The sequence below is a fragment of the Arthrobacter sp. 49Tsu3.1M3 genome, from assembly GCF_900168135.1.
In the GTDB taxonomy this organism is placed as follows: domain Bacteria; phylum Actinomycetota; class Actinomycetes; order Actinomycetales; family Micrococcaceae; genus Arthrobacter.
The window spans coordinates 16,146-30,843 of record NZ_FUZD01000023.1; the positions used below are offsets into that span (position 1 = coordinate 16,146).

Genomic DNA, 14,698 nt, shown 5'->3' on the forward strand with positions numbered 1-14,698 from the left:
TCCGGGACCCGCCGTCGCTGTTTAACGCATCCTTTAACCCGCCCCGCCCAACATCCACCGGGCCCGGAGCTACAAGAGCTTTCCACCCCCCGCAAACAACGCCACAATCTCGCCCGCCGGCGCAGGCCGGCCAAAGTAGTAGCCCTGCCCGCTGCCGCAGCCCATCTCGCGCAGGACTTCCGCCTGTTCGGCCGTCTCGATCCCCTCGGCCAGCGCCTTCAGGCCGCAGGCGTGGATGAGGTGCAGCACCGCGGCTACGAAGTCCCGCTGTTGCTCGTCGTCGCCGAGGCCGCTGATCAGGCTCCGGTCGATCTTGACCACGTTCACCGGCAGCTTGCGCAGGTAGCTGATGGAGGAATAGCCGGTCCCGAAGTCATCGATCTCGAGCTGCACGCCGAGCCGGCGAAGGCCGTTGAGCGAATACTGGTCGACGTCGCCGCCGTTGACCGCCATGGACTCCGTCAGCTCCACGATCAGGTTTGATGCATCCACGCCGGTCTCCCTGAGGATGTCCCGCACGTGTTCGATCAGCTCGAGGTTTTGCAGTTCGGTGGTGGAAATGTTGACCCGGACGTTAAAGGTGCTGTCCACCTGCAGGTCCTGCTGCCATTTCCGCAATTGGCGCACGGCATTGCGCAGCACCCAGTGGCCCAGGTCCACGATCATGCCGGTTTCCTCGGCCAGGGGAATGAACTGGTCCGGCATGAGCAGACCGCGCTCCGGGTGGTTCCACCGGACCAGCGCCTCCACGCCCTCGATCCTGCCGGTCGCGAGGTCCACCACCGGCTGGTAGTGCAGGGTCAGCTGGTCCTGCCGGATGGCTTCGCGCATTTCCGTAATCATGACGCTCTGCAGTCGGCGTGCGTACAGCAGGGCAGGCTCGAAGACTTTGATGCTGCTGTGCTGCTGCGCCTTGGCCGCGTACATGGCCGTGTCGGCCTCCATGACCAGGTCATCGACGGACTGGCCGGGTTCCGCGATCCGCAGGCCGATGCTCGTTCCGCAGGTGACTTTCAGGTCCCCGACGTCGAGGCTCTCACTGAGTGCCTTGAGGATCCTGTTCGCCACCCTGCGTGCCCGGACCAGATTGGACTTCGGCAGCATGACGGCGAATTCGTCGCCGCCAAGGCGCGCCACGGTATCCGTCTCGCGGACGGCGTCCTGGAGCCGGCGTGCGATGGCCCGCAGGACGTCGTCGCCCGCGCTGTGCCCCAGGGTGTCGTTAATGCCCTTGAAGGAATCGAGGTCCAGAATCAGGAGGGCCGGCGGCATTTCGCCGCGCGAGGACTCCGCCAGTGCGTGGCTCAGGACCGAGTTCAGTGCCGTCCGGTTGGCGAGTTGGGTCAGGGGGTCGGTCAGCGCCATGCGTTCGAGTTCCACCTGCGCCTCGCGCAGCATGGCCGTGCGGCTTTCGACCCGCTCTTCCAGCTCCTGGTAGATGGTCTGCAGGTCATCGGCCATCAGGTTGATGCCGGCGATGACGGCGGCGACGTCGTCGCGGGCTCCCGAATGCGGGATCCGGGTGCTCAGATCGCCTCCGGCGATCCGCACGATGCCCTCCACGAGGGCGTGCAGCCTGGGGTCCGGTGCTTCATTCTTCACGGGTGTACTGCCTTAGCCACTCAACGGCCGCGGATTCGGAGGTGAAGAACTGGGCCGGGATCGTCTCGCTTCGGGACCGCAGGAGGTAGTGGGCAATGACCCGGTCAACCGGGCTCTCACCCACCAGGGCGAACGCTGTCGCCGCGATGGAACCGCTGTAGACCTGGCGGGCTTCCATGCTGACGCCGACGACGCCGGTGATCACCAGGAGCACCGGCATCCGTCGTCCCGCGGCGAGCGTGCGGACGATGTCGCCGGCGATGCGCGCCTCCGGACCCTCGATCTCCTGGTTGGCGGGCAGCAGGACCTCGATGATTCCGCCGTCGATCATCCGCACCCCGATGCTACCGGCGGCACCGCCGTCGGCGGGCGCACCGTCGGTCGGCCGGGCCGCGGCCACCGCCGCCGCCCCCAGAACGACGCCGGCCGCGGCCGCTGCCGTGTCCGGCAGCCCCTCCGGCAGCCGCCCCTCGGGCCCGGCCAGGGCCTCGAGCGTCATCGGACCGCAATTCGACGGCGGCGGTCCGCGGAGCCCCGGAGGTCACGGTTCAGCCGTCGGTCGCCGTGATAGAGAATCGTTTCCCAGTCGACTTCCTCGGCTGTCTTGGCAATCACGGGACTCTCCTTCTCTTTCTTGGGCCGGGGACTGACATACAGCCAGTTAACCACCCCGAGGAAGACATCCACCGCGGAGTTGAAGACTCCGATGTAGGCGCGGATCGCGCCCGCTGCGAGGATGGCGTTGACGGAGGCGAAGGCCACGTTCCCCCAGTTGCCCACTTGTGCGTCCCGCCATACGGTCAGCAGCGAGAAGGCGACGATCGCGTACGGGGTCAGGACGTAGATGGCCGGGGCTGCGGTGCGGTCCTTGACCTTGGGCGTGCGGGCGAACGGAATCTTGTCGCCCGTGACGGCCTGCTGCAGCGATTTCAGCACGCCCGCCAGGTTGACCGGCAGCAGCACGAGGTTGAAGCCGTAGATCCGGAGGATGTCACTGAAGCGGTGGCCGCAGTCGCGCAGGTCGCTGCCCATGGCCAGGAAGTATGGCAGGGCGGCGATGAAAACGATCGGGCTCAGCAGCCGGCTGTCATAGGGGTACGCCAGGAGGAAGACGAGGCCAAAGCTGGCCCACGCGATGGACGCCATGTAGTTCACCCGCAGCAGCACTTCCCGGAACAGGATCGCGCGGCGCTCGGACCGGTGTTGGCGGAGCTGGACCCACAGCTTGGGCAGGATCAGCAGGCCGCCGTTCGCCCAGCGCCGGCGCTGGACCACGAGGGAGCCGAAGTCCGGGGGTGTGGCGCTGTAGCTGAGCCGTTCCGGATAGTTCACCAGGGTCCAGCCGTGCTGGCCGAGATCGATGCTGGATTCGGTGTCTTCGATGACGGTTCGGTCCTGGATGTAGGTCCGGACCTCGAAGCCGCCCGTGGTCTCCACCTCGACGATGTCCTCCAGGGCGCGTTTGCGGATGACGGCGTTGGCGCCCACCCAGAACGTCGCACCGTAGTAGGTCATGCCCTGGTGGAGGATGTGCTGGAGGTCGGTGGTGGCTCCGGCGACCCGCTCGATGCGCGTGGGGGCACCTCGGAAGGAGGAATACGGCGTCTGGGTGACCGCGACGCGCTCGTTGCCGGCCGACTCCAGGAAGTAAACCAGCCGGAGGCAGTAGTCGCGCAGAAGCAGCGAGTCGGCGTCGAGTGTCAACAGATAGGTCGTGTCCCGGACGTCCATGACCTCGCCGCCAGGCTCGGGGGCGACGCCGGCGCCCACCTTGCGCAGGACCACGCCGTCTGCGGTGGTTTCCTTCTGCCAGGTGTGGCCCATCAGCGAAATGTAGGCGTTGAGGTTCATGGCCTTATTTGCCTCGTGGGAAAGGCTCGCGTACTTCTTGCGTTCGAACGTTTCGGTGGAGACGTTGAAGATCCAGGTCAGCCGGAGGTACAGCTCCTCGATCCGCGTGCGCGGCGGCGAGGTCTGCTGGGCCAGAGCAGCGTTCAGTCCCAGGAGCACGAGCCTCAGCTCGCGGGCCAGGCCCATCAGGACGAGGTCGACGAAGAACTCGTCGACGTGGTCCTCCACCGTTTCGGCAGCAGCCATGGATTCCAGCCATTCGGCGGCTGCCTCATATTCGGCGATCAGCAGGGCCACCTCGGCGGCGGTGCCGCGCCCGTGCGCCTTTTCCCGGCTGCGGAATTCGGCCAGGGCAGCGTTGAAGCGCGACGCCGGCACGCTGAGCTCCGCGGCGATCTCCGCGGTCAGGGCGCGGGTCTTGTCCAGCCGGACCCGGTCACCCAGATCCGAGGGATGCGGCGGGTCATCGAGCAGCAGCACCACTTTGAGGTCCGGGAACTCCTGCAGGGCCGCGGACCACAGCGTGGCCCGCACCACCTGGGGTTCTTCGGCGTAGGAGGGCACCAGCACGGTGATGCCCTCGGCGTACTCGGCGAAGTGCCGGTCCAGCTCGCCGCGCGGCACCCTGGCATGGTCGCGGAACCGGTACAGGGCACCCTGCCGGGCCATCAGGTACATGAGCGCGGAAAACGTCAGGAATGTTACGACGATAAGGTAGGAAACCGTCTCAAACTGAAACCTAAAACCCGCATTGGGGTTGTCGGCGAGCTCTTTCAGAATGGTGGAGATGACGTATGTTACCCAGGCCGCCAGCGTCGTGAGAATTCCCAGGCGGCCAAGGATTATTTTGCGCCGGGACGGTCTCGGATGAACAATTGACAGCGGCTCGGAACGCCGCTCTGCCCCCCATTGACGGCGCCGGACCGCACCTTTTTGTTCGGTGGTCGCGCTTTCCGAATCCAAGCGCGGCAAGACAAGCTGATCTGGCATTAGTCCCCATAAGACTGCAAAGTCGGCATATTGGCGCGCGCCTACGGCAAAACCCGCACGCCGCACCGGAATGTTCCGGTGAGTGCCCTTATGATAATGCAAGGTCAGAGGCTTGCCGGACATCAGACACCCCGGAAATTTCACGAGCTGATGCCGGCTGCCGGCGCGTGCCCGGCTGCCCAACGAAAGACGCACAAGGGGGACCCCGTGTCCGAACGATTCCCAGGCCGCAAACTATCTGTGGTCCGGCTGGGTGTACTCATCGGTGCCGTGGTGGCAGCCGCCGCCGGCGGCGTTGTCGCATGGGGCAACTTCCAGGACGTCAGGGCGGCCGAGGCCATCCCGTCCGTTTTCTCGGGATATGTCGATGTCACCGCGACGCCCCGGTACGCATTCGAGGATCCGGCGTCCAAGGAAGCCGAAAAGGTCGTGCTGTCCTTCGTGGTGGCTGATCCCAAGGAGCCGTGCTCGCCTTCCTGGGGCGCCGCCTACTCCCTCTCCGACGCCGCGGCCTCGCTGGACCTGGACCGGCGGGTGGCCCGGCTTCAGCAGCTCGGCGGCACCGTGGCGGTGTCCTTCGGCGGGCTGGCCAACCAGGAGCTGGCCGTCACGTGCACCGATCCTGCCCAGCTCAAGTCGGCCTACCGGGCCGTCGTCGACCGCTACCAGGTCAGCAGCATCGATCTGGACGTGGAAGGCGAGGCCCTTTCCGACCCCGCGGCCCTTCAGCGGCGTTCAGTGGCCATCGCCGCGCTCCAGCAGGAGCGCCAGCGCGAGGGCAAGTCCCTGAGCGTCTGGCTGACGCTGCCGGCGGATCCCAACGGCCTCACGGCGACGGGCAGCGACGCCGTCCAGAAGATGATCGCTGCGGGGGTCGACCTCACCGGCGTGAACGCCATGACCATGGACTACGGCGGGAGCATGCTGCCGGGCCGGTCGATGTACGAGAACGCGGTCTCCGCCGCGGAAGCCACCCATCAGCAACTGACCGGCCTGTACCGGGCCGCCGGCACCGAACTCGGCAGCGGCACCGTGTGGCGCAAAGTCGGGTTGACGCCGATGATCGGCCAGAACGACGTCGCCGGCGAAATTTTCACCCTCAAGGACGCGCAGGAACTCAGCGCCTACGCCAGTGCCCGCGGCATCGGCCGGCTTTCCATGTGGTCCCTGAACCGTGACCGCACCTGCAGCCAGAATTTCCCGGACGTCACGAAGGTTTCCGATGGCTGCAGCGGCGTGGACCAGGGAAGCTCGTCCTTCGCCACGATCCTCGGCGCCGGTGTCATGGCCAGCCCGTCCTCTGCGCCGGCCGCCGCGGCTGCGCAGACGCCGGTCCCGGCCGTCAGCGACAATCCCTCCACCAGCCCATACCCGGTGTGGTCCGAGAACACCGCCTACACCGCCGGGGAGCGGATCGTGTGGCATTCGAACGTCTACGAGGCCAAATGGTGGACCCGCGCCGACACCCCGGATGATCCCGTCCTCCAGGGCACCGCGACCCCGTGGCGCATTATCGGTCCGGTCCTGGCTGCTGACCGGCCTACCCCGCAGCTGACGGCACCGGCCGGGACCGCCCCGGCGTGGCAGCCCGCCATGGTCTACCGCAAGGGCGCACGGGTGCTCTTCGAAGGCCGGGTCTTCGAAGCAAAATGGTGGACCCAGACCGACAGCCCCGAAGCCGCGCTGCAGGGATCGCCGGAATCGCCGTGGTCAAAGCTGCGGGACGAGGAACTGATGAAGATCATGACCCAGGCGACGGCGACTGCCGCACCGCTTCCCAGCGCGACGGCGTCCGCGCCGGCGCCCTAAGGGCCCACTTCACTAGGCCCGGGCCCTCTGGCCGGGCCTAGTGGCCTGCACCGGTGGGCCCTGCCTCAGCCGGCCTGCCTCACCGGCGGCGTTGTCTCAGCGGCCTTGCCTCAGCGGGCCCGGGCGCGCTTGCGCGCCGTGCGTTCGTGCTGGACCCGCTGGGCGATGATAAGGCCGGCCGCGGCGACGCCGACGGTGATGGGATAACCCATGAGCCGCTCCAGGGCACCGGGTTCCGGCACGTGCATGCCCGTCAGCCCGCCCGCCATGAGCGCTGCCAGAGACACGGCCCCGCAGCCCAAAATGAACCAGCCGAGCGGCGTCTGCCGGAGCCAAAGCCAACCGAGGATCAGGAGCGCCAGGGCCCCGGCGGCGAAGTACATCAGGGCGCCGGCCACGTGCCAGGCCGATCCCGTGTCCTCGGGCACCAGCCCCACAATGACCGTTCCTGCCCCGGCGGCGCCGGTCAGCAGGCGGGCGGCGGCCGCTGCCACCACCGCCGCGCCCCAGCGCGCGCGGCCGTGCGCCCGCCCCGGTACCCGGCCGCGCCGGACCGGCACTGCGGTCCGCGCGGCGCAGCACAGGAGCGCCGAGCCGAGCAGCAGCGCGCCGACCACCATGCCAAGGCCTTGGACCACAAATGACGCATTCATCAGCAGGTGCGCCGGCGAGCAGACGTCCCGGCCGGAGAACTCTCCGCACGCCACGGCGCCGAGGTCGCTGATGTAGCCCGTGCGGCGGCTGTATGGCTCCGCTCCCGCCCAGGCGCCGATCACAGCCGACTCGGCCACGAAATACTGCAGCACGCTCAGCTTCGCCAGCGCCCCGACGTAAAACCTGGTCGCGGCCACATCGGGGTAGTAGAGGGCTCCGGCTGAAAGCTCGGTGGTTCCTGCAGTCATGCCAAGAGCGTAGTACGCGCGCTCACCTTGTATGCTTATATCCGTGTCCGACCGGACCGGCCCCGGCCGCCCGCGGATACCCGCCCTCGTAGCTCAGTGGATAGAGCACGGCTCTCCTAAAGCCGGTGTCGTTGGTTCGATTCCAATCGAGGGCACTTGAACATTCCTGCCCCGGACGCAACCCCGGACACGGGTCCGGACTTTGACCTCCGCGCCTACCTGCGCGGCTCCTGGTCCGTCGACCGCACCCTGCTGGACCGCAGCACCGGGATCAGCGGAACCTTCACCGGCGTCGTACGCTTCATTGGCCACGACGACGGCGGCCTGTGGTGGCGTGAAGAAGGCACCGTGCGCTGGGCGCCCCTGGGCGGCGTCCCGTTCACCGGCCCGGCGAGCCGGGAATATCTGCTGCGGCCGGCGGGCACGCCCGATGTCCTGGACGTGTATTTCCCGGACGGCCGTCCCTTCCACCGCATGGGCTTTGCCGGGCAAACCAATCAGGACGAGCACTGGTGTGACCCGGACACCTACCGCGTGACGTACACCTTCCGGGGTCCGGACCAGTGCGGCTACCGCTGGGACGTCACCGGGCCCGCCAAGGACCAGCTGCTGGAGTCCGTCCTGCACCGGCTGGAAGCAACACCAGGAGCAGGAGCAGGCCCGGATCCGGAGACAAGGCCACGTGTGACGCCGGATGCTGCGCCGGATTCAGGGCGCGCCGGGTGAACCCGCGCATCGTCGTCTCCGCCGTCTGCGTTTTTGATCGCTCCGGGCGCCTCCTGACCGTCCGTAAACGCGGCACGGACAAGTTCATGCACCCCGGCGGCAAACCCGAGGCCGGCGAAACGGCGGCCCAGGCAGCGGCGCGCGAGCTCCAGGAGGAAGTGGGGATCGTGCTGGCCCCGGACCGCCTGGACCTGCTGGGTTGCTGGCTGGCGGACGCCGCCAACGAGGCGGCCACCCAGATCGAGGCCACGGTCTTCACGGCGCCCGGGGTGTGGAGCGCCCGGCCGTCCGCGGAAATCGCCGAGATCCGCTGGCTGGACCTGTCCGCCGAGCTGCCCGGCGACCTCGCCCCGCTGCTGACGGACCATGTGCTGCCGGCCCTGTCCGCCAAGCCGTCCGGCTAGGACCCCCACCGGCTTCCAGCACCGGCTCAGTAGCCGGGCACGGATTCCTGGGCCACCGCGCTGGCCTCGGAGAACTGCGTCCGGTACAGCTCCGCATAGCGGCCCTCGGCGGCGAGAAGCTCCCGGTGGGTACCGCGCTCCACGATCGAGCCGTCCTCCACCACCAGGATCGCGTCCGCCGCACGGATCGTCGAGAGACGGTGGGCGATCACGACGGCGGTACGGCCTTCCAGCGCGGCGCCCAGCGCCTCCTGGACGGCGGCCTCGTTGGTCGAATCCAGCGCGGCGGTGGCTTCGTCGAGGATGACCACCCGCGGCTGGGCGATCAGCAGGCGGGCAATCGTCAGGCGTTGCCGCTCGCCGCCGGAGAGCCGGTAGCCGCGCTCCCCCACCACGGTGTCCAGCCCGTCGGGGAGGGACCGGATCATGTCTTCGAGCCGGGCACGGCGCAGCGCATCCCACATCTGCTCTTCGGTGGCCTCCGGGCGGGCCAGGCGAAGGTTGGAGGCGATGCTCTCGTGGAACAGATGACCGTCCTGCGTCACCATGCCGAGGGTCGCGCGCATCGAGTCGAACGTGAGGTCACGGACGTCCACGCCCGCGCCGGGCGTCGTGCCGCCGAAGCGGATGGCGCCGGAGTCGACGTCGTACAGGCGCGACAGGAGCTGCGCAATGGTGGACTTGCCCGCCCCGGAGGAGCCGACGAGGGCCACCGTCTGGCCCGGCTCCACCCGGAAGCTGATGCCGTGCAGCACTTCCTCGCCGCCGCGGGTGTCCAGGGTCAGCACGTCCTCCAGGGAGGCCAGCGAGACCTTCTCCGCCGAGGGGTAGGCGAAGCGGACGTTGTCGAACTCCACCGAGAGCGGGCCTGGCGGGGAGGCCACCGCATCCGGCTTCTGCTGGATCAGCGGCTTGAGGTCCAGGATCTCAAAGACACGCTCGAAGCTGACCAGAGCGCTCATGACTTCCACCCGTGCGCTCGAAAGCGCCGTGAGCGGCGCGTACAGGCGGGTGAGCAGCAGTGCGAGCACCACGACGTCGCCCGCGGCCAGCTGCCCCTCGAGCGCGAGCCAGCCGCCCAGGCCGTAGACCAGTGCCAGGGCCAAGGCCGAGACCAGTGTCAGCGCCGTGACGAAGGTGAATTGCAGCATGGCGGTGCGGACGCCGATGTCCCGGACGCGGCCGGCCCGGAGGGCGAACTCGCGGGATTCCTCGTCCGGGCGGCCGAAGAGCTTGACCAGCGTGGCGCCCGGCGCGGAGAAACGCTCGGTCATCTGGGTGCCCATGGTGGCATTGTGTTCGGCGGCTTCGCGCCGCAGATCGGCCAGCTTGGAGCCCATCCGGCGGGCGGGGATCAGGAAGATCGGCAGCAGGATCATGGCGAGCACCGTCACGAGCCACGATTTGTTCAGCATCACCGCGAGGGTCAGCGCCAAGGCCACGACATTGCTGACCACGCCGGAGAGCGTGCCGGCGAAGGCCGACTGTGCGCCAATGACGTCGTTGTTCAGCCGGCTGACCAGGGCGCCGGTGCGGGTCCTGGTGAAGAACGCGATCGGCATCTTTTGGACGTGGTCGAAGACCTTGGTGCGCAGGTCCACGATCACGCCTTCGCCGATCGTGGAGGACATCCAGCGCGTGACGAGGCCGATTCCGGCCTCGGCCACCGCGACGATGGCGATCAGGACGGCCAGCCAGATCACCGTTGAGGCCTCCGCGTGGGCGATGATCTCGTCAACCACCTGCCCGGCGAGGACCGGGGTGGCGACGGCCAGGAAGGCCATCACGATGGACAGCAGCACGAAGGCGATCAGTTTGCCGCGGTGGGGGCGGGCAAAACTGAAGACGCGCTTCAGGGTCTCCTTCGAGAACGGCTTGGACCCGCTGGAGGCGCGGGTGATGTTGTAGAGGGAGCTCCAGGCGACCCGGTCCATGCTCATTTGGTGTTGCCTTTCGGGGCATCGGCGTGCAGTTCGGTGACGACGCCGTTCTCGACGTTCCAGCGCACGTCCAGGCGGACGTTTTCCAGCAGCCGGCGGTCGTGGGTGACCAGCAGCAGCGCGCCGTCATAGCTGTCGAGGGCTTCCTCGAGCTGTTCGATGGCGGGCAGGTCAAGGTGGTTGGTGGGTTCGTCCAGCACCAGCAGGTTCACGCCGCGGGCCTGCAGCAGCGCCAGGGCCGCCCGGGTCCGTTCCCCCGGGGAGAGGGAGTCCACGGCCCGGTTGGTGTGATCGGCTTTGAGGCCGAATTTGGCCAGCAGGGTGCGCACCTCGGCCGGGGTCTGGTCCGTCAGGACGGCTTCGACGGCGTCTGCGAGCAACAGGTCGCCGGCCAAGAGGCCGCGTGCCTGGTCGATCTCGCCGACGGCCACGGACGCGCCCATGGACGCGTCACCGGAGTCGGGCTGCTGGACGCCGAGCAGGAGCCGGAGCAGGGTGGATTTGCCGGCGCCGTTGGGCCCCGTGATCCCGATCCGCTCCCCCGCATTCAGCTGCAGGTTCACCGGGCCGAGGGTGAAGTCGCCCTGCACCGCGACGGCGTCGCGCAGGGTGGCCACGACGGCGCTGGAGCGGGGTGCCGCCCCGATGCTGAACTGCAGCTGCCATTCCTTGCGCGGCTCTTCCACTTCTTCGAGCCGGGCGATGCGGGACTCCATCTGCCGGACCTTCTGGCCCTGCTTCTCGGAGGACTCGGTGCTGGCCGCCCGGCGGATCTTGTCGTTGTCCGGGTTCTTCTTCATGGCGTTGCGGACGCCCTGGGAGCTCCATTCGCGCTGGGTGCGGGCGCGGGAGACGAGGTCCGCCTTGGTGTTTGCGTACTCCTCGAACCGTTCCCGGGCGTGCCGGCGGGCAACTGCGCGTTCCTCCAGGTAGGCCTCGTAGCCGCCGTCGTACACCGCCACCGAGTTCTGGGCCAGATCCAGTTCCACGATCGTGGTCACGCAGCGCGCCAGGAACTCGCGGTCGTGCGAGACCAGGACGGCGCCGCCGCGCAGGCCCTGCACGAAAGCCTCGAGCTTGGCCAGGCCGTTAAGGTCCAGGTCGTTGGTGGGTTCGTCCAGGAGCACGATGTCGAACCGGCTCAGCAGCAGGGCGGCGAGCGCCACGCGGGCCGCCTGGCCACCGGAGAGGCCGGTCATTCCGGCGTCCAGGCCCACATCGAGGCCAAGGTCCGCCAGGACGGACGGGATGCGGTCCTCCAGGTCGGCGGCGCCGGAGGCCATCCAGCGATCGAATGCCAGGGAATAGGCATCGTCGGAGCCCGGAGCGCCGGAGCCCAGCGCTTCCGCGGTGGATTCCATCTCCAGGGTCGCCTGGGCGCAGCCGGTGCGCCGGGCGATGTAGCCCGCGACCGTCTCGCCGGCGATCCGTTCGTGTTCCTGCGGCAGCCAGCCGACAAAGGCGTCGGCGGGGGCCAGGCTCACGGTGCCCTCCTGCGGACCGTCGACGCCGGCCAGCAGCCGCAGCAGGGTTGATTTGCCGGCACCATTGGCGCCGACGACGCCGACGACGTCGCCGGGGGCTACGGTCAGGGACAGCTTCGAGAAGAGTGTGCGGTGATCGTGTCCACCGGAAAGTTCCTTGGCAACAAGGGTTGCAGTCATTACTTCATCCTCTCACTGCGGCCCAAAACGGGCCGTCCCGACCGGGAGAAACTGCGCGTCCGGACGGGACCGAAACCGGCCGGGCATAGAAGAACCCGCCGGTCCGGACTTGGGGGGTGTACGGACCAGCGGGTTCGACCATTTAGCATAGTTGAATTAGCACCTCACGTAAAATCCCAGCCCACTCCGTGACGCCCCCGTCACCGCCCGCCCCAATCGCCGCTGCCCCACCGCATGCCAGTAGCCATACTGCCCGCCGACTCCGCAGGAAGCCCTAGATGCCACTACCCGCAAAGGCGTTCCAACTCTGGCTTCACCGCGTTGCCCCGTCCGCGAGCACGGCCGATTTGTGCAGGATCTCGGGGATCAAGCGCACCACCTTCGCGCAGCAGCTGGTGCGCGGAAAGGTAGCCGAAACCACTCTGGTCAGCATCAGCCGGGCGCTGGGCTTGAGCCCGCTGGCGGAGCTCGCGTCCTTCGATCAATACGCGGAACTGGCCGCCCCGCCGCAGCCGCCCACGCCGGCCGAACTCGTCAGCCAGGTTGCCACCATGGACCTGTTGCGCGCAGTCATTTCCCGGTCCTCCCCTGCCTACGGCGGCTATGGCGACCAGGGCAGCTCAATGACTCCGGCGCTGGGGGCCGCCCCGCACGCCACCTCGGTCCGGAACTGGGTGGACGCGGTTGACGACGGTGAGTTGCGTCACCGGGTGTCGGCGGCCACCGGCGTGGCCCCGCAAAACTATTCGGCCCAGCTCACGGCCAACCGGCTCTCCCCCGAGCTGGCGGTCGCGACCGCCCGCGCGGCGGGCGTAGGCTTCACGGGCGGGCTCGTCGCCACGGGCCTGATCACCGAAGCCGAGGCCGGCTGGACGCCAGGGGCGAAACAGGCAGCGTTGGATGCCCTTTCCGACGGTGAACTTAGTTCCCTGGCCGGGGACCGGTTGCAGGCGCTCGGGAAATCGCTGCGGCGCCATGAGCAGGAGCAGGCACAAACAGAAAAGATTTGGGAGAACCTCGGATGATCGCGATCCTGCAGTGGACCACGCTGGCGGTGTGCTGCGTTGTCACGCTTATCCGCGTGCCCAGCGTTCTCCGCGGTGAAAACCGGTCCCTGTTCTGGATTTTTGCGCTGATGACCCTGGCGATCCTGCTCAGCATTGATGCCCCGTATCTGGCCGTGGACCAGGTCCTGGGCGGCATGAACTTCGCCAACCTGGTGCTCCGTTTCGTCATTTTCGGCGGCATCTTCTTCCTTGGAATCCGGTTGGCCCGGGGCTTCAGCGCGTGCGACGCCCTGCAGCTCATCACCGGACCCGTAGGAATTACAGTCGCCGCAGCCGCCTCCATTGCGGTGGTGGCGGTCTTCCTCATGATGGACACGGCCGGTTCCTCGGCGGGGCTGGTCGCCGTGTTCGCCAAGGACGGCCGCAATGCCGCCCTGGTGGAGTATTACGGGGCCGCCGGCCGCCTGTACCCGGCGTTCATCACAGCGGCCCTGTTTCCCGCCATGGTGCGGACGCTGCGCAGCGGCCTCCCGGCCCTTGTGCGCTCCAGCGCGGCGTTGCTGGCCCTGGGCACCGTGGCTATCTGCCTCAGCGTGCTCTCCCCGGTCATTCCGTCGTCCCTCAGTTTCATGAAGTTCGTCTTCAACTACTCGGCGGTCCTCTGCCTGGTCCTGGGGCTGTCCCTGATCTGGGTGGGCAAGGCACTTGCGAAGCGGGCGCCGAAGAAGCAAGCTGGCATGACCTGAGCGTGATGGGGCTGAGCAGGAAGGCGACGTGGGGGAACCCGGAATGATTGCAACCCTCCAGTGGGGCACGCTGATCACCTGTACCGTGGTGCTCCTGCTCCGCGTTCCGGATGCAATCCAGGGCCGGAACAGGGCCGTTTTCTGGATCCTGGTGCTCGCAACCCTGTGCAGCCTGCTCTCGGTGACCGGCCCCTACGACGTGATCGACGGGGCACTAGGTGGATGGAACCTCACCCATCTCCTCCTGCGGTTCCTCGTGTTCGCGGCCGTCCTGCTGGTGGGTCTGCGCGTGGCGACGGGGCTGCAGGACGAGCGCGGCTACCGCTATATTGCGGGACCGGCCGGCCGCTGGGCCCTGGCTCTCAGCGCCGCCGTCATGGTGGTCACCTTCTTCCTCATGGACACCCGCGGGTCCTCGTCGGGCCTGCTGGGCATCGAGGACAAGGGCGGCCCGAATGCAGTCCTGGCGCCGTTCTACGCCGCGGCCGGCCGCACCTATCCTGCCTTTGTCTCCCTCGCCCTCCTGCCGGCGTTGCTTGCCATCGCCAAGAGCCAACTGCCGCGGCTGGTGCGCGCGGCTGCCCTCCTGACGTGCCTCGGCGCCCTCGCCACCGCGTTCACCGTCCCCGCCTCCTTCGCCCCGGAAGACTGGTTCCTCGCGCAGCAGACGGTCAACTATCTGGCCGTTGTGGGCTACGTCCTGGGCCTGGGACTGTTCTGGGCGTCCGGGCTCGCTGCGAAGAAATCTGGTAACACTAGCGCAACATTCCGCAAGAACGAGACATAGGGCATTCACAAAATCATTAGATCGTGAAAGAATCATGAATGTGTGAAAGCGGCAACCGCTTCGTGTACGGAAGTCAGCCGTGCGAAGCAGAGGCAGTCGTCCAAGCGCCATTGGGGGGATGAGTGGTAGCGGTCCGGGAGGACCGCTCCCACTCAGCCTGTTTAAGGGCATATCCGTCGTGCCGGACGGTGTTCGGATTCGCCGACGCGGCCGGCTGTTTCCCCCGCAGAAGCCGGGTTCCCCTGCAGGAAGGGCGGCGGCAGGCGGCCC

The 14,698-nt window shown here is 67.9% G+C and carries 12 protein-coding genes and 1 tRNA gene; 7 read left to right on the forward strand and 6 right to left on the reverse strand.

Features of this window, described 5'->3' with window-relative positions; translation table 11 throughout:
• Nucleotides 1–69 precede the first annotated feature (69 nt).
• The 3 genes from B5X90_RS18200 to B5X90_RS18205 are packed head-to-tail and all read right to left on the reverse strand — an operon-like array spanning nucleotide 70 to nucleotide 4,131.
• A complete protein-coding gene (locus B5X90_RS18200) occupies nucleotides 70–1,602 on the reverse strand; it encodes a putative bifunctional diguanylate cyclase/phosphodiesterase (RefSeq protein WP_079555342.1) in 1,533 nt (510 codons plus the stop codon).
• On the reverse strand, nucleotides 1,592–2,101 hold the full coding sequence (locus B5X90_RS21060; RefSeq protein WP_143264808.1) for a DUF7793 family protein: 510 nt from the start codon (nucleotides 2,099–2,101) through the stop codon (nucleotides 1,592–1,594). Before B5X90_RS21060 ends, B5X90_RS18200 begins: the two co-directional genes overlap by 11 nt.
• Nucleotides 2,098–4,131, reverse strand: coding sequence for a glycosyltransferase family 2 protein (locus tag B5X90_RS18205; protein WP_143264809.1), 2,034 nt, complete (start codon nucleotides 4,129–4,131; stop codon nucleotides 2,098–2,100). The genes B5X90_RS21060 and B5X90_RS18205 overlap by 4 nt, the downstream gene beginning before the upstream one ends.
• Before the next feature lie 519 nt (nucleotides 4,132–4,650).
• On the opposite strand from B5X90_RS18205, the gene B5X90_RS18210 reads away from it, so the two are divergent.
• Nucleotides 4,651–6,252 carry a chitinase gene (locus B5X90_RS18210; protein ID WP_256860319.1) on the forward strand — a complete coding sequence of 534 codons (1,602 nt, stop codon included), beginning with the start codon at nucleotides 4,651–4,653 and terminating at the stop codon, nucleotides 6,250–6,252.
• 110 nt (nucleotides 6,253–6,362) lie between these two features.
• On the opposite strand, the gene B5X90_RS18215 is transcribed toward B5X90_RS18210, so the two are convergent.
• Nucleotides 6,363–7,154, reverse strand: coding sequence for a hypothetical protein (locus tag B5X90_RS18215; RefSeq protein ID WP_079555344.1), 792 nt, complete (start codon nucleotides 7,152–7,154; stop codon nucleotides 6,363–6,365).
• An 82-nt stretch (nucleotides 7,155–7,236) separates the two neighbouring features.
• On the opposite strand from B5X90_RS18215, the gene B5X90_RS18220 reads away from it, so the two are divergent.
• The 3 genes from B5X90_RS18220 (at nucleotide 7,237) to B5X90_RS18230 (ending at nucleotide 8,284) form a co-directional block, all read left to right on the forward strand.
• Nucleotides 7,237–7,309, forward strand: a tRNA-Arg gene (locus B5X90_RS18220).
• Between the two features lies 1 nt (nucleotide 7,310).
• Nucleotides 7,311–7,880 carry a DUF6314 family protein gene (locus tag B5X90_RS18225; RefSeq protein ID WP_079555345.1) on the forward strand — a complete coding sequence of 190 codons (570 nt, stop codon included), beginning with the start codon at nucleotides 7,311–7,313 and terminating at the stop codon, nucleotides 7,878–7,880.
• Nucleotides 7,877–8,284: an NUDIX hydrolase gene (locus B5X90_RS18230; RefSeq protein ID WP_028276934.1), complete on the forward strand. Its 408-nt coding sequence runs from the start codon at nucleotides 7,877–7,879 to the stop codon at nucleotides 8,282–8,284. The genes B5X90_RS18225 and B5X90_RS18230 overlap by 4 nt, the downstream gene beginning before the upstream one ends.
• 26 nt (nucleotides 8,285–8,310) lie before the next feature.
• Here B5X90_RS18230 and B5X90_RS18235 read toward each other — a convergent pair whose 3' ends face one another.
• Nucleotides 8,311–10,224: an ABC transporter ATP-binding protein gene (locus B5X90_RS18235; protein WP_079555346.1), complete on the reverse strand. Its 1,914-nt coding sequence runs from the start codon at nucleotides 10,222–10,224 to the stop codon at nucleotides 8,311–8,313.
• A complete protein-coding gene (locus B5X90_RS18240; protein ID WP_079555347.1) occupies nucleotides 10,221–11,888 on the reverse strand; it encodes an ABC-F family ATP-binding cassette domain-containing protein in 1,668 nt (555 codons plus the stop codon). Before B5X90_RS18240 ends, B5X90_RS18235 begins: the two co-directional genes overlap by 4 nt.
• 278 nt (nucleotides 11,889–12,166) lie before the next feature.
• Between B5X90_RS18240 and B5X90_RS18245 the strand changes: the two genes are divergently transcribed.
• Genes B5X90_RS18245 through B5X90_RS18255 form a run of 3 tightly spaced genes read left to right on the forward strand, consistent with a single transcriptional unit; the run spans nucleotide 12,167 to nucleotide 14,428 of the window.
• Nucleotides 12,167–12,913 (forward strand): hypothetical protein, encoded by a 747-nt coding sequence (locus tag B5X90_RS18245; protein ID WP_079555348.1) that lies wholly within the window; start codon nucleotides 12,167–12,169, stop codon nucleotides 12,911–12,913.
• Nucleotides 12,910–13,641, forward strand: a complete 732-nt coding sequence (locus B5X90_RS18250; RefSeq protein WP_079555349.1) for a hypothetical protein — start codon at nucleotides 12,910–12,912, stop codon at nucleotides 13,639–13,641. The genes B5X90_RS18245 and B5X90_RS18250 overlap by 4 nt, the downstream gene beginning before the upstream one ends.
• A 43-nt stretch (nucleotides 13,642–13,684) precedes the next feature.
• Complete coding sequence (locus tag B5X90_RS18255; RefSeq protein WP_143264810.1) at nucleotides 13,685–14,428, forward strand: hypothetical protein; 744 nt, start codon at nucleotides 13,685–13,687, stop codon at nucleotides 14,426–14,428.
• The last annotated feature ends 270 nt before the right edge of the window (nucleotides 14,429–14,698 follow it).

Coding starts and splice junctions, on each gene's coding strand:
- B5X90_RS21060 (WP_143264808.1), bottom strand. CDS start 2,101: ATGACGCTCGAGGCCCTGGCCGGGCCCGAGGGGCGGCTGCCGGAGGGG.
- B5X90_RS18205 (WP_143264809.1), bottom strand. CDS start 4,131: ATGTACCTGATGGCCCGGCAGGGTGCCCTGTACCGGTTCCGCGACCAT.
- B5X90_RS18215 (WP_079555344.1), bottom strand. CDS start 7,154: ATGACTGCAGGAACCACCGAGCTTTCAGCCGGAGCCCTCTACTACCCC.
- B5X90_RS18235 (WP_079555346.1), bottom strand. CDS start 10,224: ATGAGCATGGACCGGGTCGCCTGGAGCTCCCTCTACAACATCACCCGC.
- B5X90_RS18240 (WP_079555347.1), bottom strand. CDS start 11,888: ATGACTGCAACCCTTGTTGCCAAGGAACTTTCCGGTGGACACGATCAC.
- B5X90_RS18245 (WP_079555348.1), top strand. CDS start 12,167: ATGCCACTACCCGCAAAGGCGTTCCAACTCTGGCTTCACCGCGTTGCC.
- B5X90_RS18250 (WP_079555349.1), top strand. CDS start 12,910: ATGATCGCGATCCTGCAGTGGACCACGCTGGCGGTGTGCTGCGTTGTC.
- B5X90_RS18255 (WP_143264810.1), top strand. CDS start 13,685: ATGATTGCAACCCTCCAGTGGGGCACGCTGATCACCTGTACCGTGGTG.